Genomic DNA, 17,205 nt, shown 5'->3' with positions numbered 1-17,205 from the left:
TCGCGCACTAAAAGGCTTAAAAATAATCAATAAATGTTGGGATACCCACTGGTAGGACAGCTTCAAGCAACGCAATTTCCTCAGCACGACCCTGTAGACGTTCAATTTTTTCTAAATAATTTGGGCGTTTATAGCCTAACAGCATCGTAGCCAATGTTTGCACAGTTAAATGAACAGCATTATCGTTTAACGTCTCACTTACCTTTTGCACAGACAGGTTTCCATCTTTCATTTTAATGATGAATGTACCATTATTCCACGCCACAACGCGATCACTGACAGCAAGCTGAAGCTCGAAATCCTGACCGACAAATGGATAGCGTAGTAAAAACTCTTTGACATCGACAATTCTCGCCATGAAATAAGGAGAGACCTTTTGAATAATCTCGCTATCCTCTAATAAAAAGGCCACAGCTTCATTTCCCGTTGTTTTCCCGTAAACATTATAAACCATCGAGCTATGTGCCGAGACAAAGTTCCATAAGCCTTTACGAGCCTCTTCCTGTAAATAAACGATTTCATCAATGTAATAATTTTCCTCCATTATACGGTAGAACATATAGCCCTGCGCTACATCGTCTTCATCATAATAGACCGCTGCCTGTAGTTGGACATCGCTATCAATGAATTTCTCCTCCCAGAAATCCTCCTGAAATTTTTCATTCCACGCAATACTATTGCGCACCATCACTCCGTGCGTTTTCTGTGCGTAACGTGCGTAAATATCTACAACATCCTCATGTTTGGGATCAACACGACGAATTTTTCCATTGAGTCCCGCATAATGCGGAAGCTGTGTATCCTTCACCTGAAACTCTACAATATCGCTCATAATTTCCCATCCCTTTTTGCGATAATAAGGGATAGAATATGGAAATAAATAGGAAATACATTGTCCTTCATTTCGCATACTTTGCAGGCTTTCAATAATCAAGCTCTCCATTAAGCCATGCCCAGAATACTCAGGGTATGTGCCAACTGCTGTGATGCCGCCCATTTCATAAATTTTGCCATGTACATTAACCTCAAAAGGTAGACTTAAAATTTGGGATACAAGCTGTTTGCCATCAAACCAGCCAATGGCATGCCCTTCATTAAACTGCCTACTCTTGGCATTTACAAAACGGCGATCCTTGTGAATGGACATAGACATCTGAAATACATAATTCAGTAAATCAATGGACTGTGCCATTTCGTCTAATCGAATTTCTCGCATGACTAAGCCTTTTCGTTGATTCATAATTCCCTCTCCTCATCAAATAACTCACGTAAAATGGATTGCGGTGCATCTAAAAAACGTTTAGTGACGATGTAATGAATGGTATCCTCATAGCGAATCGATTCAATCTCTCCATCATCAAAACTATATATTGTAGCATTAGGATAGCCCAGTAAAATGGGCGAGTGTGTGGCAATAATAAATTGGGCTTCATGCTCTAGATCCTTGATAATTTTCAGCAGGCTTAGCTGCCTCGTTGGAGACAATGCTGCCTCAGGCTCATCCAATAAATAGATAGCTTTGCCATTAAAACGATTCATAAATAATGCAAGAAACGATTCACCATGAGATTGGTGGTGCAACGACTTCCCACCAAAAGCGTTATATTTCCTTGGATCTTTTAACAAATCAATATGACTGGCAAATTGATAAAATGTTTCTGATCGTAGAAAAAAGCCATTCGAAATTTTTGGCATCCACGACAAGCGGATATATTCACCCAGTGAAGACTCTGCCTTATGTACGTCATATAAATTCTGGCGACCACCACCCGCCGTATTAAAATCGCAGCGATCTGCAATTGCTTCAAGTAATGTTGATTTCCCCGACCCATTTTCTCCAACAAAGAACGTCACATTTGTCGGAAACTCCAGCTCATATAAATCCTGCAAGCTTGGGATATTAAAAGGATACATTTGTTTATTCGGAATCGTGTCCTGTAATACCTTACATGATTTTAAATACATCTCGTTTCCTCCTTTCTCTTATTATAACGAACATCGCCCTAGCTGAAACATAATACACCTATCTCACGAGTCAAAAGAAAAATAAGAATAGTCAATCAAATCATAAACACATTATATTTATCTAAAAGAACCCACCTGAATCCCTAATCAAATCATTGTCTGAAATAGCTTACGAAATCCTTACTATCCCTTCATAATCCTATGATATATTTCCCGAGAAATAAATAAAGGATATGTCGAAAGTTGCAATTCTCATACGTAGAATTATGTCATATTTTTGATTTTCAAATAAAATAAAACCTTTTGTTGGTGAAGTATTTCAGAATGAACCACGCTTTCTTCACAACAATTATTGGTTTTCCTAGCAATTGGTTCATTGCAATGATTTTATTGCGCAGAAATTTCGGGAGATTACTTATGGGGAATGCTTTATGAAGCATGGTTCTCTCACTTTATGAGCAATTTGGAAATCTCGGTGAGCGAGTCCCTTCAATTGATGAACGCTTGTAGAAGTTCCAATCTAATCAACCACTTCACCAAAAGTTCTATCTACTATGCCCCACTCATAAATTGAGTAACATCAAATGTTAGAAGGAGAAGAGCGATGTTTGTGACTCATTTTTATGAAAACAAGACGTCTGTTTTAAGCCAATTGCTCGTTAAACTGCCTACAGTGGAAGAGGATATTCGAATTAAAGGGCGCAAAGCCAAGGTGATAGAGGTACTTCAAATCGATGACCATAATTTTCAGGTAAAGGTTTTATTTGAAAAAATCCCTAAAAAACAACCGTTGAAAGAAATCGGAAAGAAAAAGAGATAACGCCTCAAAGCGCCGTTTATTTCTTAGAAATTCGGGAAAACCAAAGATAACGATTGCGAATTATTCTCATCATTAATTTCTTCAAGAAAAACCGTTGACTTTTTAATTGATAACAATTATCATTATCAGTAGATTATTTCTTTTCTCCAAATTGCTTAATTCAGAATCCCCCTCTTTTTTGAATAAGCATGTATCAAACGGATATTCTTACATCAGACTAAGAGTATCCGTTTTTATCTGTATATTAGGAGAGTTTTACATAATAAAGGAGCTGTTTGAACATGGATTATCGTATTGAAAAAGACACAATGGGTGAAATTAAAGTACCTGCTGATAAAATTTGGGGTGCGCAAACACAGCGCAGTAAAGAAAATTTCCAAATTGGTACAGAGCAAATGCCGATTGAGCTTGTGCAAGCCATGGCTATTTTAAAGAAAAGTGCTGCGATTGCGAACAACAAACTAGGCAAACTTTCTGATATTAAAACGAATGCCATCGTACAGGCTGCAGATGAAATTTTAAATGGTCAATGGGACGATCAATTCCCACTTGTTGTTTGGCAAACAGGTAGCGGTACACAATCCAACATGAACGTGAATGAGGTCATTGCCCACCGTGCAAACCAATTATTAAAGGACGCTGGCGAAGCTGATATTGTTCATCCAAATGATGATGTCAATAAATCACAAAGCTCAAATGATACATTCCCAACAGCATTGCATATTGCAGCTGTGTTAAAAGTGGAAGATTACTTATTACCACGACTTCGTCTATTAAAATCAACGTTAGAAGACAAAGCAGCTCAATTTAAAGACATTATTAAAATTGGTCGTACGCATTTACAGGACGCGACACCTCTTACATTGGGTCAGGAAATTAGCGGCTGGGCAGCCATGCTAGCAAAATCCGAGCATATGATACTCCAAAATATTGACTATATGAAGGAGCTTGCGATTGGTGGCACAGCTGTTGGTACTGGTATCAACGCTCATCCTGAATTTGGTGATCGTGTAGCAGCAGAGATTAGTGAACTAACAAGCAAACAGTTCACATCGGCTGCGAATAAATTCCATGCCTTAACAAGCCATGATGAAGCTGTTGTTGCTCATGGTGCATTAAAAGCATTAGCAGCTGATTTAATGAAAATTGCTAATGACGTTCGCTGGCTTGCGAGTGGCCCTCGTTCTGGTATTGGCGAAATCACAATTCCTGAAAACGAACCAGGCTCATCGATTATGCCAGGTAAAGTAAACCCTACCCAAAGTGAGGCTATGACTATGGTTGTCACACAAGTAGTCGGCAATGACGCGACAATTGCCTTCGCCGCTTCTCAAGGGAACTTTGAACTAAACGTCTTTAAACCCGTCATTATTTACAACTTCTTACAATCGACTCGCCTATTAGCCGATACAATGAAATCATTTAACGACCATTGTGCTGTAGGAATTGAGCCTAACACAGAAGTACTAGATCATAATTTACAAAATTCATTAATGCTTGTAACGGCATTAAATCCATACATTGGTTATGAAAACGCAGCAAAAATCGCGAAAAAAGCGCACAAAGAAGGCACTACTTTAAAAGCAGCAGCTATCGCAAGTGGTTTACTAACAGAAGAGCAATTCGATGAATATGTAGACCCAGCAACGATGATTTATCCAAACGTAAAATAAAATGAATGCAAGTTGATATATCAAAGTTTTAGATCATGTCCCCTATTTTGAGCCTCGGCTAGAAAATACGGTGTGATTGCACAAGAAAAAAGATTGGAGCTAAAAAGCTTTAATCTTTTTCTTTTTGAAGCCCATCGTTACTCTTTAATGATTTGCCGTTTTCTATAAAAAATTAGAGCTATACTCGTAACAATTAAAACAAACACACTAGCAATCAAAAAGAATAAAGATAAAATTCTCTTTTCTCCCCAGTTGTTAAATGCTTGTGAGAAGCCAATAAAAGCCATCAAAAAAGATAGTACCAATTGTAGCTTTGAAAATGCTTTAAACAATAGCATACCCACCTTCTTTTTCACCTGATAATGTGAGGTATTAAATGCAGATGGAAAATAATAAACCGTTGGAATGTGAGTCGGTGCCCTACCAACAGATGTAACTTAACTGTAAAAACTGATTTAACCTGTTAAGCTTTTGGAATTGGCCCTACTTAGTCAATTTCTTTTTAAGTAATTTATTATTAGATATAGCAACTTCTATAATATAAATCATACATATTGCTAAAAATAATAGAGACCAATTGATTTTTCCATCCAGTAAAAGCGTATAAATAACAGAAATCACACAGTATAATAATATAATACTAGCAATAACTATGCCTTTTTTATTCTTCATTTTCTCAACCACCTTCTCTTTTCTACAAGCTACTAATATCAAAATATCCTAACTTCATTATACAATATTTAACCATTTTTGGTATTATTAAACATGTTTTATTTGAGCATCGATAATGAAAAAAACACCTGCCGAAGCAAGTGCATTTTAAAACATCAATCCAAAATTGGGCACATTAATAAAAGCATTGTTCTCCAGAGTACACGCTTAAATGTTCAATGGCTAATGCTATTGCACCTTCCTCCGTTTCAACTAAAGTCAAATCTTTTTTTATTGGACGCCAATACTCATATCCATACTCTTCTTGCCACATAAATACTTCTATAGTATAGAAACCATCCTTACGTTTAATAATTTGAATTTTATATTGGTTACTCTGAGACATTATTTCCTTTATCAATTGTTCCATCCATTCACCAACTTACTAGTATTTCTTATACAACTTCTCTACACTGTCATCCTTTAGCTCGCTCGCCTACATTGTATAGCGCTTTCTTTTTCAGAAATCCCCTTTTGTATTGTCACTTTATTTATTTTCACTCCATTTTCTGGCGTATCAGTCAACATGATATGGATTCTATCAAAGGGAACATCACCATGATGTGCACTATAATTTAACGCACTTGCATGAACAATATGTCTCCTGGTATTGCCATCTATTGGCTCAACTTTATCGATTTTTGGACACATGATAAAATCTGCGTAAGTTTCATCGAGATAGGAAAAATATCTGCTATATAAAGTTTCTTCAAGCAACTCATCTTTTGGTGCCCCAACACTTTCATATTTCCAGCCAACTAAGAGCCAATCATAAAGTTCTACTGATTTCAATCGAAGCTTTTTATTATTACTTATATAGATAACCTCACCATCTGCAATCGTGCATGTTTTTACTTGGTTTTGGGATACACAATTATAAGCTGGTTCAATAACTGCAACATCTCCGTTTTTTAGTTTTATTTTCATTATCGAGACGATGGAAGTTTGATTTAACTCTAATTCATTTGCTCCTTCGGAAGGGCTTGATGTATTTATCCAGTTAACAATCTTATCGATAATCACTTCCTCATATCCATCATTTTCCTTAAATAAACGAGTTTCCCCGTTTAAACGACTTATTTGAATAAATGAAACATCTACTTTTTCCAATTTTGATTGAATACTCGCCTTTACTAATAGCAATTGCATCGGGAAAAATAATCCAAAAATCACCATGACTAGTATGACTAACCTTCTCAAGAATTATCGCCACCTCTAATGTAAATTTTGTAAGTATTTTTCCCTTATATTATAAATAAATACTTAAGCAATCCATCAGATTCCGATACAAAACAGAACGTCATTCAATAGCCTTTCTTGTTCCTCTAACCTATACTGAGCCTAAGCAACTCAATGCTCTTTAGTTAACGTCCCTGTTAGTATATTTTCACTCCTATATACTATTTTCGGAAAATTTGATAAATTAATAATAAGTAATTTTTAGAAGGTTACAAAAGAGGAGGCTATCCCAATGAGTAAAAAGGAACTCTTGCAAAATGGAGTCAATCAAGTTTTTTTCGAAGAAGAATGGTACCCACCATTATCAGAAGCATTAAAGAATCTCACTGCTGCACAAGCATGTTGGCAACCAGAAGGAAAGGCAGCTAATACGATTTGGGAAAATACTAACCATTTACTAACCTTTAAAGAGCGCTTACTTTCTCGCTTACATAAAGATGACTCATTTGTTGCTCCACAAAATAATGATGAAACGTTTGTCCAAAGTGGAGCGAATGATGAGGATGCTTGGCAAGAAACTGTGAAGCGAACACTTCATGTACATGATGCCTTACAATCTTCATTAGCATCCCTTCAAGAAGCAGAATTGGATCAACCTAGTCCTTCTCTTCCAGTTTGGCAACAATATCTAAATATCCTTTTGCACGATGCTTATCATACAGGACAAATTGTACAACTTCGTAAACTACAAGGTTCATGGCCAGACAAGCGCTCCTATTTATAAACGATGCTTAAAATTGCTTGACTATTGCATACAACAAAGCGATTTAAAAGCAGATCTAATTGTTATATCAAATAAAATCCCAATTTCCTAGTGTTCAAATTGAGAAATTGGGATTTTTTATTAACCCATAATAGCGCCTTATGGAATAACTAAAATATGACCTCAAAAATTTATAAAAGGCATCTAGGATGTTAAGTCACACTTTTTATAAAAGTTAGTTGCTTATAACTGCAAACTCATAGTAATCGTCCTAATGCTAAATCCCAATTTTTCATACAGTTTAATTGCTTGATTCCCTGCAAATGCACTTAGACGGATTTCTGAATATCCAGCTTGTTTCAGATGATCAATACCTGCTCCCATTAACATTTTGGAAATTCCATTCCCCCTAAACTCTTCTATAACAAATAATTCGTAAATAAATCCATTCATCCTATCAGTAAATTGGTCTTTGCTAGCCCCTATAAGAATCCAGCCAAATAATTTATCGTTTTCTGTTGCTATTAAATAATAGCTTCCCTTTTCCAAAAGTGGATTAACAAGTTGATCAATTTTTTCTTTCGTAGGTTCCACTTGACCTAATGTGCCATCAAAAACAGCTTGTGGAGAAAGAGATAATACCTTTTTTAGTTCAAAATCGTTAGGTTTTCTAATATCCATTAATTGAATCCCTCCTTCAATATCCTTTTAGTCAACTTAGCATAATTACCCATTATTTTCCTTATAAAGGAAATGATTCACTTGAATACTTCTTGTACTAACCTGCGCCATAAATATATTCATATACTTTGATATCAGCTGTACTGTAATCAACAATTACATCCTAGTAATTGTCTGAATCCATACCAAAAGTCAGAAAAAAATCGTCACCTTGTGTTTCAGTCTTTTTTTTCAATAAAATTCATGCATAAATATCCCCCTCTTATATTTAATTCATTTTTATGTAGGAACTAACTATTTTAACATATATTGTTCATTCATTTATTTAAATATTTATAATTTCTTTACTGAACAATTCTGCACCGTTTGTTTAAGTAGAAAAAGGCTCTACTCCTTATTGAAGTAAAGCTCCCGTAAGCTTAAGTATTTTCTTTCACAATCTTTTGCTTGGGGTTAATCCGATTTAATAACCTTTTGTTCAATTCCCATAACGCCGTTTTGTTGCTATCCCATTTCAAAAGCGTTACTGCCTCTTCAAAACATAACCATTTGTAGTTGAGGTGCTCTTTTGATAATGATATAGCTTTTGTAGGAACTTCAACACCAAAAGAAAATTCTTTTAATACATAAACATCTTCTTCCCAAAGAAAGTTCCCAACCACATCTTCTACTGGTAGTGAAGACATAGAATCTAATTCAATATATGGATAATCTCTTGTAATACCAGCCTCTTCAAATGCTTCTCGTTTAGCTGATTCAATAGAAGTCTCTCCCTCTTCTCCACCACCAGCTAACCCCTGCCAATATCCATCATCACTTCTCTTAAAAATTGCATATTCAATAGATTTATCAGTGATTATATAAGGAAATACCAAAACTTGATAAGGTGCCCTCATTGCTTATCTCCTCCCAAAAATAGCCTTAAAATAAATTTGCCCTGTCTTCAACCAAGCTGCTCCGTTAATTCAGTTAGCAGATAGATATTTATTGAAAGCTATTAATAATTAAATTGAAAAAAACCAAACATATTCGGTAATATAAAAATCAAAAATAGCCCTGTAAACGAGAAGGTTATAAATCTTTTTCTATCTATACCAACTCTTAATTCCCAGAGTCCCAGACATACTAAATACAAACCTAACAACATACTAATCATTGGTAATATCACTAAATAAATATCCATTTCATTTCCTCCTTTTAATTATATATATATCTTTGAACTGACATAGTCCCTTTACTTTAATACGTCTGAAATGAATATAAGTTCTAATTTTAAGTAAATTATCCTTTTAAAATTAACAAAAATCTTAAATTAATCTGCGCCGTTAGTAAAAAAGCGTCTCCACTTGTTGGAGAAACGCACCCGATCGTTGAAGCTTTCTATTAGCTACTTTTACGAAGTCATTTAGAAAACAAGCCACATCCATGAATTATTTCATCAGTGGTAGCCAAAGTTGCTTCATAAATCGTCTTATTATACCTTTTCATATAGGATTGAACAGCCTTGTATCCTACTGCATAGCCAGCACAGAAAGGAAGTCCTACAGATTGATACCCTTCTTGGGCAGCAATTTCATCACCAAACATATAGCTACTCACTTCAGCAAATCCTTTAATGTCAAGGACTTCGCCTATGACTTCCGTTGAGTACTCTAATTCTTCTTTATCCATGCTAGTAACCCAAGGCCCTAATTGCTCTATTCCGTATAATTCTTTTGCAAATGAATCAGCCAAGCCTTCTATAACAAGATAGTCTCCCACTGATACATTACCATGATCCCAATCAAAATAAGAAAAACGAATGTTGTGATGAAACTCATGAGCAATGACTGCGGGAAGTTTCGGTAAATTATAATCAGTGGGATAGATATTCACAGTAATAAACCCAGGAATACCTCCGAATCCTGAAAATCCTTTCTGTAGCTTTAATTTATCAGCGTCTGCAACATACAAGCCAAACGTTATTTCATCAGTATTTACTTTCAAACCCGACTTACTAGCGTTTTCTATACAATTTTTAATTGTATTTACCACTACGGTATATACGTTATTTTCTTCTAAGATGGATAACCCTTGTTGGATTTGTTTATTGTTTGTAACAGCTGCATACCCAAGCATTTTTGTAGCCATTAAAACATCATAACCATTTTCTTGTTTCGCCTTTATAGGAACATTGATTAATTTCCACATTTCCTCAAATGGTTTCATCATTGTATAACGGAAATAATTTTTTCTTTCTTCTAAATTTGTAATCGCAAGTAACTCTTGATATTGATTTAATGTGTCGATTACTTTATAAGGCATACCCATGTAATCACCTTTTTCGCAAATATTTAACATGATAGTTTTGAAGCAGCTTTGTGCTCTCCATAAGATTCTCCTCAGAATTGGTAAGATCTAAATGAATTGATATGTTTTCTAAGTTGGCAATCATTTCTTAATAAAGCCTAATGAAGGCTGTTGGCCAATTCAATCTTTAAGTTTATGACCTGCTAGCTTCGCTGAAAGAATGAGTACTATTTTTCTATGTTTGACTTTAATAAAACTAACTGGCTGTTATCATTCTTCTCTGCTTTTAATAAACCCAAATTCGAATCATATCGTATAGAGCGTTCAGTAATCCCTGTTCTTTTGTAAAGCTCTCCCGTTGTAAACAGCGTAATTCACCTCCATTCATTAAAACTAAGGTATTACGTTACATTAGTGTCAATTGTATTTGCGAAAAAACTGAAATTTATTTTTCCCTCGCCTTAAACTACTACCCATTCAGCAATCTGTCCCTTCCCCTAAAGAAAAGGCACAATTCTTTTAGCAGAATCGTGCCTGGTTGTTAAATTTTATTTTTAAGGGAGAACTGTTGATTGCTTTGGCTAAAGCGTTTCTATTATTCAAAAGCTGTAACAGCGATGCTCCATACAATTAATACAAAAGAGATTGTTAACCAAACTGTGTTAGCAGTAGTTGGTTGTTCTTTTTTTACTTTCTTTATTATTTCTACAAGATTTAGACAAAATATAATTGCTAAAATCGGCATTAAATAAATACTAATGAACACAAATACTATCATATATGAAACGTTCACCTCCAAAATAATCATACCAAATTCTAACAATTTTATTTAACCTTTATTGCACGATTATTAAACCAAACTGCTCTGGCAGTTTAATAATATCTAAACTCGTTTTATTTTAGGCTGGTTTCGTAAAGATTGTTGCTTTTTTATAAATCAATAAATGTGCAGTATAATAGAAACAGGTAGATTGAAATATCATATTTGACAATATATTAAAGATTAAGAAAGGAATGATGATCATGACGAAATTATCTTATAGTGGTTTAAAATATGGAGAAAGTGATGTGGAAATAAAATTATTGGTGGATGTACAAAATGATTGGTGCGAGATAACGCATACTAAGAAAGTGTCACAAGTAATGAATAAATCAACTGGGGAATATATCACAGTAAATCGAAACACCTTGAAATGTGAGATTGTTTCATAATACGAAACAAATAAACTTTTTGCAACTAACTATACCGATATACTAACACAATGTAGACAAGACAAGCTATCTGAGAAACGAGTTTCACGAATGTCTTTGAGTATCTTTGCAATATCCTAGCATTCTTCGGGAACGATTTTATTCCGATCGACTTCCAATAAACAATTCTAATAAAGGGTGAGGCTTTTCGCTTCAATCTTTATTAGAATTGATTTTTTATTGTAATCAAATATTTTTCATTCATTTCGAGCTGGTCGATTGGGAGCTGGTCTAGCAGGAGCTCGAATTTCTTTTCGCTATCCTCCCCTTCTTCCCCCTTCCAGCAAATGTAGATTTCGCAATAATCCCCTTTTGGCAGAAGTTTTTTCAGGAAGTTACAAACAAGAAGAAATGTGCTTTTGGATTTTTCGTAGTTATGTGGCGAATGCACTTTATTGTCGTTATGCATTTGCCAAATGGGACTCCCTTTTGCTTCAAGCTCATATAGGTATGGCGTTGTAAAATGTTGATGCTGAAGCATTTGACGCTCTTCGCTACTAAGGAACAAATCTGTTATTTCAACTACATCTCCCATATCGTCGTCATTTATTGCAGCTTGGAAATTTAATCCTATGTAGGTTGCCATGCTCATTTCATTCATTCTCCTTATCAAAAACACCCTGTAAATGTACAGGGTGTCAGCAACGTAGCTGTTGGTATCGTAAAAAGATGTGCTTTTGTGTACGATTTTCTAAATTCCTTACCTGTGTCACCATGCCATAGGTCACTCTCTGAAGCAATGGCTTGAAGGACATAGGCTTCAAGCGACGGGTTGTCCGCTTCTTTTTGTGAGGCTTGCTACCGTACCATGTTAACGGTAAAGGCTGATGCTTTGATGGTTTGATATTGCGGTGGTGTTTTTTGTTCAATATACAATGTTGTGTAATATGCATCCGCAATGACAATCAAATAAATAATGAATAATAATCGTTTTGTTCAATGGTTCAAAAAATATTTCTCCCTTTTTTAAAATCTGCTATTAAAACTTGTCTACTTAATCATACGAGCAGCACGAAAAAAGGTTTCAACATTTTATAAGGGAGACAAATTTTCGTCCCCCCTTACGTCTGCAAACTTCTGCCACCATCATTTTCCCAACGGTCAATGTCCCAATGATCCTCTTCTTTTTCTTTGCTACTTGCCATTGTACTCAATTGAACGAATGACATTTTGTCCCTCACCCTTTTCAAGCGTTCTTCTCTATTTTATGAAGGGGAGGAGGTTTTCGTTCCTCGTAAAAAAGGCTTAAATTGAAAGCCTAAGGCAATCGCTGCTCCTATACAGCTTGAGAGGCAGCCTATGATTAAATACAGATTAAGCGTAGATTCCCCTATGACAACAGAAGCAATCCCGCCAATCACAGGGAACAACGCAACCATGTAGCCACTCTTCGCCCCGCCAATTTTTTCTACTAGCTTTAAATAAAATAGCCAGGCAAGAAATGATGCGATGATCGTTAAATACAGTAGGGCTGATAAATAGGTAATGGATGTAGGCAAGACGATCTTTTGTCCTTGCAGCCAGACAATACCACACATGACTACACTGCCGACTGTAAAACCAATGGCATTGGCATAAATGGGGTCAATCTGACGCTTTGCATTTCTTGCAGAGCTTGCATCCCCGATTGCTGTTAGGACCGTACCGAGTAAAGCAATTAGGACCCCTTTTAAATCAGCCAAACCTGAAAAACTATGTAAAGTGGGATAGATTAACACCCCAACACCGATTACCCCTAAAATACCACCGATTAAAACGCGACGATGTAATGGTTCTTTCAGAAATATTCGAAGAGCGATGGGTGTTAAAATTACTTTTAATGAAAAAATTAAAGTGACAATCGCAGCAGAGCTCAACATCGTCGCATAATATAGAGCTAAATAACTGAAGGCAAAATTACAAATACCAAAGACGATCATAAACGGAAAATCGTGCCGCTGTGGCTTACCTTGTGGTTTCATCAACCAAGCAAGTAGGCCAAATAAAAAAGCAGTTATAACTAAACGATAGGTTAAAGATAATTCTAGACTGACTGGGGTTCCTTGAATCTTTACTGCAATAAAATTAAGTCCCCAGACAATTAAACAAAAAATATACATAAAATTGGTCATATCTGTTCCTTCTTAACTAGGGTTGCCATCTACCCATTATGATTGTGTGGTAGTATTTACCATCTAAAAGGCATTTATCATTTTTCAAAATACCTTCTACTGTAAAGCCCCATTTTTCATAAAGCTGTATAGCTTTTTCATTCGTTTCTAGCACTTCTAATGCCATTTTCCGTACATCATTGGCATCTGCCCAATCAATAGATACTTGTAGTAAAGCTTTTCCAATGCCATAGCCCCAAAAAGCCTTCCTAACACCGACGCCAAATGTTACTTTATGGGCAAGTCTCTTTAATGGAGATCCCTCACATCTGGAGTAACCAACGATTTGATCACCTACAACCGCTACTAAACACAGATTTTTCGGACTTTCTGTATCCTGCTGAATAAGCTGCTCGAAGCCCGCTTGATCAATCAATGCCTCCCCCTGCTCTCGGTCGAAGTTTTCTGTTTCACCGTCCAATTGCAGGCGCAGATCCGATAAAGCTTGAGCATCCTCAAGTTGTGCACAGCGAATAATATAGTCTAGCTCTTTTATATGAAATGCTTTTTGGTCAATGAGCATTTGGGAACTCCTCAACTGGCTGAATTTTCACAAAGCGATTACGCCATACGGATTCGTGATGCTGAATAATCTGAGGTGCTGCGAGTACTTGACTATTTAAGGTGCTATGTGCATCTTCGACTAAAATATTATGATGGTAGCCATGACTAAAAGCGCTGCGAATCGTCGTATCAAGACAAAACTCTGTTTGAGCACCTGCGAAAATCAACTGATCAATGTGCTGTTCGTTCAAATATTGTGCAAGCTCCGTTTGATAAAAAGCATCCCAAGTTGTTTTTTGAATCACTTTATCTTGTGCCTGTCTAAGCAGTCCATGATACAGCTCCCACCCTGGCTGACCCATTGCAAAATCAACATCATTGGCCTCTGTATGTTGAATAAAAATAATGGGGACTTCGTTATGACGTGCCCATGTGATTACCGTATTGATATTTTGAATAATCGTTTCATCATTCCATAGATTTTGTTGGCTATCCAAAAAGAAAGCCTCTTGGATATCAATAATAATGAGTGCTTGCTTCATCACGTTCTCCTTTATGCTTCGACTTTAACTTTATTATTGTACAGAAAACTATCTTCCATTAAAAGAAAATAATGATAAATAGAGGCACTTCAACAAATTAATAATGCTGAAGTGCCTTTACCCATCTATGTATGTAACCATCTAATACATGCCACTATTAGATGGCGTCATGCTCTTTCCTTATCTAATATATGCTAATGTTCGATAAACTTGGTGAACCGAATGGCTAAATGCTTGCTGTTCCTCTTCGTTTAAATGCAATTCAATCACACTTTCAATACCATCTCCGCCCAGTATGACAGGTACACCGATACAAGCATTGTTTACTTGATATTCACCTTGTAAATACGTAATGATTGGCAATACTTTACGTTGATCCTTGACAATCGCTTCAATCATTTGGACAATGGCTGCTGCTGGGGCATAGTATGCACTGCCATGACCGAGAAGTGCCACAATTTCGCCTCCACCTTTTCGCGTTCGTTCCACTATTTGTTCAATGTCTGCTTGGGGTAATAATTTTTCTAATGGGATCCCTCCAACATACGTATAACGCACAAGTGGCACCATCTCATCTCCATGACCACCCAATACAAAACTCGAAATATCCTCCACAGCAAGCTGAAGAGCTTGTGCGATAAAGGTATTAAAGCGTGCGGTATCTAAAATACCCGATTGTCCCATGACACGATTTTTTGAAAAACCAGTTGTTTCGAGACAAACATAGGTCATAGCATCGACAGGGTTGCTTAAGACTATAATATAACTAGCTGGTGCATAAACTTTTACTTGTTCACTTACAGCGCGGACGATTGCCGCATTGGTATGAATTAAATCCGCCCTTGACATGCCAGGTTTTCTTGCAATGCCTGCAGTGATGATAACAATATCAGCGTGTGCTATTTCCTCATAGTGTGAAGTAGCTGTCACCTGTACATTGAATTTTTCTATCGGTCCAGCTTGGAGAATATCTAGTGCCTTCCCTTTCGCTGCATTTTCTAATTCTGGTAAATCAACAAGCACAATATCTCCGATCTCTTTTTGTGCGACCATGAAAGCTATAGTTGCACCTGTATGGCCAGCGCCAATTATCGCGATTTTGGGTCGCCTAAAGCTCATCTGCCTCACCCTCCTAACGACATAGATTCAATGTTAATAATGCGACTACTTGTCTGCTGGGACATCCTTTATAGATGGTTGTTCTTTTTCTTGTGACTTTTGTCGAGTGGTTGTTTTCTGGACTCCTCTACCAATCGTTTTTGCTAGCTGTTTTTCACCAATAATCGTTGTAAAAACATCATTTGCAGCTCTAGCAATTACGTGAGCGCTTAGCAGCTTGCTCGTTCGTGCTGCCGCCTCTTTGCCAGCCTCAATAGCAGCCTGCACTGCCCCCACATCTCCCTCTACAATAACAGTTACAATACCACCGTCCACTAACTCATGTTTCACTAATTGTACATTCGAAGCTTTTAACATGGCATCTGCCGCCTCAATAGAGCCAATCATGCCATACGTTTCAATCATGCCCAAAGCTTCTTTCACTGTGCTCACCTCACGATTTCTCTGTACCATCAATAATACCGACAACGATCGCATCAATCGGACAAATACTTGTTGTTGAAAAACTTCGTACTGCAGCACTGCCCATCGTTACAATCACTTCATCCCCAACCCCTGCACCTATTCGATCAGCTGCAACAATTTGCTCGTTACTTAATTGACCATCCAGTTTTTTTGGTTGGATAATGAGTAATTTCAGTCCTTGTAGCCCTTCCTCTTTACGCGTTGCCCATATATTACCGACGACTGTTCCTATCCGCATGAATCCTCATCCCTTTTCGTGAAACTGTAGTTCTATTCCTAATTTTTCCACGGTCTCTGTCGCAAGCGCTGTCAATCTAGCATTTTTTGGGACCAACACTGTCTTTCCTTGATAATGGCTTAGATCTTTTGCTGTAATAATTTTTTCATTCATTTCAATTGCCGTACTGGGAAGCTTATGCAACGACTTTTCTTCCATCTTGTCTGTTATTAATGTACCTGTTACGCCTTGTTGTATAAAGCCAGCATTAGCTTCATCCGTATCAATATGCATTTCTAATTGATAGTGATGTGCCACACGAATTTTCACTTGCTCAAAGGTAATAGGACGTCGACCTTGCACCTTTACAGAGACGAATTGACCGTTTTGAACCCCTAAATACTGTGCATCATCTGGTGTCATATGAATATGGGCCTGCGCTATAATGACCCCTTCCTGTAAAACGAAGCTTCCTCTTGGTCCTACCAAAGTACAGCTAGCTGAGCCCTCAATATCGCCAGATTCTCGTAGAGGTGGTTGAATACCTAGTGTAATAGCATCGGTATGACTAATTTCTACTTGTGTCAACGTGCGAGCTGGACCTAATATACGTACATTTGTAATGCTTCCTTTTGGTCCCACTACCTGAACTGTTTCATTTGCTGCAAACTGACCAGGTTGCGTTAGCACTTTTTGAACGGTCAACGATGCGCCCTTGCCAAAGAGATGCTCGACATGCTCTTGTTTTAAATGGATATGTCTTGCAGAGATACCTATCGGGATTTCATTCTGCTTAAGAGCTGCTTGTTTCTTAGGTAGTAACTCGGCTATAACATCATTAACAATTTGCATGATTGCCTGTTCATTCATAAAGCC

Annotated in this window: 23 protein-coding genes and 1 pseudogene; 5 read left to right on the top strand and 19 right to left on the bottom strand. The window is 36.8% G+C overall.

Annotated features, from left to right (window positions below):
* Nucleotides 1-16 precede the first annotated feature (16 nt).
* Together V6670_RS09615 and V6670_RS09610 are read right to left on the bottom strand one after the other, a co-directional pair.
* A complete protein-coding gene (locus V6670_RS09615; RefSeq protein WP_141903155.1) occupies nt 17-1,240 on the bottom strand; it encodes a GNAT family N-acetyltransferase in 1,224 nt (407 codons plus the stop codon).
* Nucleotides 1,237-1,965, bottom strand: coding sequence for an AAA family ATPase (locus V6670_RS09610; protein ID WP_338653871.1), 729 nt, complete (start codon nt 1,963-1,965; stop codon nt 1,237-1,239). The genes V6670_RS09615 and V6670_RS09610 overlap by 4 nt, the downstream gene beginning before the upstream one ends.
* Nucleotides 1,966-2,569: 604 nt before the next feature.
* On the opposite strand from V6670_RS09610, the gene V6670_RS09605 reads away from it, so the two are divergent.
* Nucleotides 2,570-2,785, top strand: a complete 216-nt coding sequence (locus tag V6670_RS09605; protein ID WP_141903153.1) for a hypothetical protein — start codon at nt 2,570-2,572, stop codon at nt 2,783-2,785.
* A gap of 281 nt (nt 2,786-3,066) precedes the next feature.
* On the top strand, nt 3,067-4,458 hold the full coding sequence (fumC, locus tag V6670_RS09600; RefSeq protein WP_058844968.1) for a class II fumarate hydratase: 1,392 nt from the start codon (nt 3,067-3,069) through the stop codon (nt 4,456-4,458).
* 137 nt (nt 4,459-4,595) lie between these two features.
* Here the strand turns inward: fumC and V6670_RS09595 are convergent, their stop codons facing one another.
* The 4 genes from V6670_RS09595 to V6670_RS09580 form a co-directional block, all read right to left on the bottom strand.
* Complete coding sequence (locus tag V6670_RS09595) at nt 4,596-4,790, bottom strand: hypothetical protein (RefSeq protein WP_338653868.1); 195 nt, start codon at nt 4,788-4,790, stop codon at nt 4,596-4,598.
* A gap of 151 nt (nt 4,791-4,941) precedes the next feature.
* Nucleotides 4,942-5,130 carry a hypothetical protein gene (locus V6670_RS09590; protein ID WP_036127599.1) on the bottom strand — a complete coding sequence of 63 codons (189 nt, stop codon included), beginning with the start codon at nt 5,128-5,130 and terminating at the stop codon, nt 4,942-4,944.
* Between the two features lie 175 nt (nt 5,131-5,305).
* Entirely contained in the window at nt 5,306-5,539 is a 234-nt protein-coding gene (locus V6670_RS09585) for a hypothetical protein (RefSeq protein WP_338653863.1), read from the bottom strand.
* A gap of 53 nt (nt 5,540-5,592) precedes the next feature.
* Complete coding sequence (locus V6670_RS09580; protein WP_338653861.1) at nt 5,593-6,279, bottom strand: hypothetical protein; 687 nt, start codon at nt 6,277-6,279, stop codon at nt 5,593-5,595.
* Nucleotides 6,280-6,640: 361 nt separating this feature from the next.
* On the opposite strand from V6670_RS09580, the gene V6670_RS09575 reads away from it, so the two are divergent.
* Nucleotides 6,641-7,132, top strand: a complete 492-nt coding sequence (locus V6670_RS09575) for a DinB family protein (protein ID WP_338653860.1) — start codon at nt 6,641-6,643, stop codon at nt 7,130-7,132.
* Nucleotides 7,133-7,354: 222 nt separating this feature from the next.
* Here the strand turns inward: V6670_RS09575 and V6670_RS09570 are convergent, their stop codons facing one another.
* The 4 genes from V6670_RS09570 to V6670_RS09555 form a co-directional block, all read right to left on the bottom strand.
* Nucleotides 7,355-7,792 carry a GNAT family N-acetyltransferase gene (locus V6670_RS09570; RefSeq protein ID WP_338653859.1) on the bottom strand — a complete coding sequence of 146 codons (438 nt, stop codon included), beginning with the start codon at nt 7,790-7,792 and terminating at the stop codon, nt 7,355-7,357.
* 419 nt (nt 7,793-8,211) lie between these two features.
* Nucleotides 8,212-8,688, bottom strand: a complete 477-nt coding sequence (locus V6670_RS09565; RefSeq protein WP_338653858.1) for an NUDIX pyrophosphatase — start codon at nt 8,686-8,688, stop codon at nt 8,212-8,214.
* A gap of 101 nt (nt 8,689-8,789) precedes the next feature.
* The gene (locus V6670_RS09560; RefSeq protein ID WP_338653857.1) at nt 8,790-8,975 is read right to left on the bottom strand and encodes a hypothetical protein; all 186 of its coding nucleotides are present in this window, start codon (nt 8,973-8,975) and stop codon (nt 8,790-8,792) included.
* 218 nt (nt 8,976-9,193) lie between these two features.
* Entirely contained in the window at nt 9,194-10,096 is a 903-nt protein-coding gene (locus V6670_RS09555; RefSeq protein ID WP_338654560.1) for a DUF2268 domain-containing protein, read from the bottom strand.
* A gap of 557 nt (nt 10,097-10,653) precedes the next feature.
* Here V6670_RS09555 and V6670_RS09550 point away from each other — a divergent pair.
* Both V6670_RS09550 and V6670_RS09545 read left to right on the top strand, forming a co-directional pair.
* A complete protein-coding gene (locus V6670_RS09550; RefSeq protein WP_141903149.1) occupies nt 10,654-10,833 on the top strand; it encodes a hypothetical protein in 180 nt (59 codons plus the stop codon).
* Nucleotides 10,834-11,104: 271 nt separating this feature from the next.
* Nucleotides 11,105-11,293 carry a hypothetical protein gene (locus V6670_RS09545; RefSeq protein ID WP_058844963.1) on the top strand — a complete coding sequence of 63 codons (189 nt, stop codon included), beginning with the start codon at nt 11,105-11,107 and terminating at the stop codon, nt 11,291-11,293.
* 32 nt (nt 11,294-11,325) lie between these two features.
* Here V6670_RS09545 and V6670_RS09540 read toward each other — a convergent pair.
* From V6670_RS09540 to V6670_RS09500, 9 genes and pseudogenes are all read right to left on the bottom strand, one after another.
* Nucleotides 11,326-11,430, bottom strand: a pseudogene (locus tag V6670_RS09540) (IS1595 family transposase); the annotation flags it as partial.
* A gap of 65 nt (nt 11,431-11,495) precedes the next feature.
* Nucleotides 11,496-11,924: a hypothetical protein gene (locus tag V6670_RS09535; protein ID WP_141903147.1), complete on the bottom strand. Its 429-nt coding sequence runs from the start codon at nt 11,922-11,924 to the stop codon at nt 11,496-11,498.
* Between the two features lie 613 nt (nt 11,925-12,537).
* Nucleotides 12,538-13,443, bottom strand: a complete 906-nt coding sequence (locus V6670_RS09530; RefSeq protein WP_338653855.1) for a DMT family transporter — start codon at nt 13,441-13,443, stop codon at nt 12,538-12,540.
* Between the two features lie 16 nt (nt 13,444-13,459).
* Nucleotides 13,460-14,005: a GNAT family N-acetyltransferase gene (locus V6670_RS09525; protein WP_338653854.1), complete on the bottom strand. Its 546-nt coding sequence runs from the start codon at nt 14,003-14,005 to the stop codon at nt 13,460-13,462.
* Nucleotides 13,995-14,528, bottom strand: a complete 534-nt coding sequence (locus tag V6670_RS09520) for a cysteine hydrolase family protein (RefSeq protein ID WP_338653852.1) — start codon at nt 14,526-14,528, stop codon at nt 13,995-13,997. The genes V6670_RS09525 and V6670_RS09520 overlap by 11 nt, the downstream gene beginning before the upstream one ends.
* A 180-nt stretch (nt 14,529-14,708) precedes the next feature.
* Nucleotides 14,709-15,647: a malate dehydrogenase gene (mdh, locus tag V6670_RS09515; protein ID WP_338653851.1), complete on the bottom strand. Its 939-nt coding sequence runs from the start codon at nt 15,645-15,647 to the stop codon at nt 14,709-14,711.
* A gap of 45 nt (nt 15,648-15,692) precedes the next feature.
* Nucleotides 15,693-16,070 (bottom strand): BMC domain-containing protein, encoded by a 378-nt coding sequence (locus tag V6670_RS09510; protein ID WP_338653850.1) that lies wholly within the window; start codon nt 16,068-16,070, stop codon nt 15,693-15,695.
* Nucleotides 16,071-16,080: 10 nt separating this feature from the next.
* Nucleotides 16,081-16,350, bottom strand: coding sequence for a EutN/CcmL family microcompartment protein (locus V6670_RS09505; protein WP_338653849.1), 270 nt, complete (start codon nt 16,348-16,350; stop codon nt 16,081-16,083).
* A 6-nt stretch (nt 16,351-16,356) separates the two neighbouring features.
* Nucleotides 16,357-17,199, bottom strand: coding sequence for a phosphate propanoyltransferase (locus tag V6670_RS09500; protein ID WP_338653848.1), 843 nt, complete (start codon nt 17,197-17,199; stop codon nt 16,357-16,359).
* Nucleotides 17,200-17,205: the final 6 nt, after the last annotated feature.

Origin of the sequence: Lysinibacillus sp. Y5S-8 (assembly GCF_036894365.1) — a bacterium.
Taxonomy (GTDB): domain Bacteria; phylum Bacillota; class Bacilli; order Bacillales_A; family Planococcaceae; genus Lysinibacillus; species Lysinibacillus fusiformis_D.
This window is presented reverse-complemented; position numbering and strand designations above follow the sequence as displayed.

Bases quoted from the DNA above. Each gene is read 5' to 3' on its own strand.
- V6670_RS09605 (WP_141903153.1), top strand. From the start codon at position 2,570: ATGTTTGTGACTCATTTTTATGAAAACAAGACGTCTGTTTTAAGCCAA.
- mdh (WP_338653851.1), bottom strand. From the start codon at position 15,647: ATGAGCTTTAGGCGACCCAAAATCGCGATAATTGGCGCTGGCCATACA.
- V6670_RS09585 (WP_338653863.1), bottom strand. From the start codon at position 5,539: ATGGAACAATTGATAAAGGAAATAATGTCTCAGAGTAACCAATATAAA.
- V6670_RS09560 (WP_338653857.1), bottom strand. From the start codon at position 8,975: ATGGATATTTATTTAGTGATATTACCAATGATTAGTATGTTGTTAGGT.
- fumC (WP_058844968.1), top strand. From the start codon at position 3,067: ATGGATTATCGTATTGAAAAAGACACAATGGGTGAAATTAAAGTACCT.
- V6670_RS09525 (WP_338653854.1), bottom strand. From the start codon at position 14,005: ATGCTCATTGACCAAAAAGCATTTCATATAAAAGAGCTAGACTATATT.
- V6670_RS09545 (WP_058844963.1), top strand. From the start codon at position 11,105: ATGACGAAATTATCTTATAGTGGTTTAAAATATGGAGAAAGTGATGTG.
- V6670_RS09565 (WP_338653858.1), bottom strand. From the start codon at position 8,688: ATGAGGGCACCTTATCAAGTTTTGGTATTTCCTTATATAATCACTGAT.
- V6670_RS09610 (WP_338653871.1), bottom strand. From the start codon at position 1,965: ATGTATTTAAAATCATGTAAGGTATTACAGGACACGATTCCGAATAAA.
- V6670_RS09530 (WP_338653855.1), bottom strand. From the start codon at position 13,443: ATGACCAATTTTATGTATATTTTTTGTTTAATTGTCTGGGGACTTAAT.
- V6670_RS09505 (WP_338653849.1), bottom strand. From the start codon at position 16,350: ATGCGGATAGGAACAGTCGTCGGTAATATATGGGCAACGCGTAAAGAG.
- V6670_RS09520 (WP_338653852.1), bottom strand. From the start codon at position 14,528: ATGAAGCAAGCACTCATTATTATTGATATCCAAGAGGCTTTCTTTTTG.
- V6670_RS09575 (WP_338653860.1), top strand. From the start codon at position 6,641: ATGAGTAAAAAGGAACTCTTGCAAAATGGAGTCAATCAAGTTTTTTTC.
- V6670_RS09615 (WP_141903155.1), bottom strand. From the start codon at position 1,240: ATGAATCAACGAAAAGGCTTAGTCATGCGAGAAATTCGATTAGACGAA.
- V6670_RS09570 (WP_338653859.1), bottom strand. From the start codon at position 7,792: ATGGATATTAGAAAACCTAACGATTTTGAACTAAAAAAGGTATTATCT.
- V6670_RS09500 (WP_338653848.1), bottom strand. From the start codon at position 17,199: ATGAATGAACAGGCAATCATGCAAATTGTTAATGATGTTATAGCCGAG.
- V6670_RS09555 (WP_338654560.1), bottom strand. From the start codon at position 10,096: ATGCCTTATAAAGTAATCGACACATTAAATCAATATCAAGAGTTACTT.
- V6670_RS09590 (WP_036127599.1), bottom strand. From the start codon at position 5,130: ATGAAGAATAAAAAAGGCATAGTTATTGCTAGTATTATATTATTATAC.
- V6670_RS09535 (WP_141903147.1), bottom strand. From the start codon at position 11,924: ATGAGCATGGCAACCTACATAGGATTAAATTTCCAAGCTGCAATAAAT.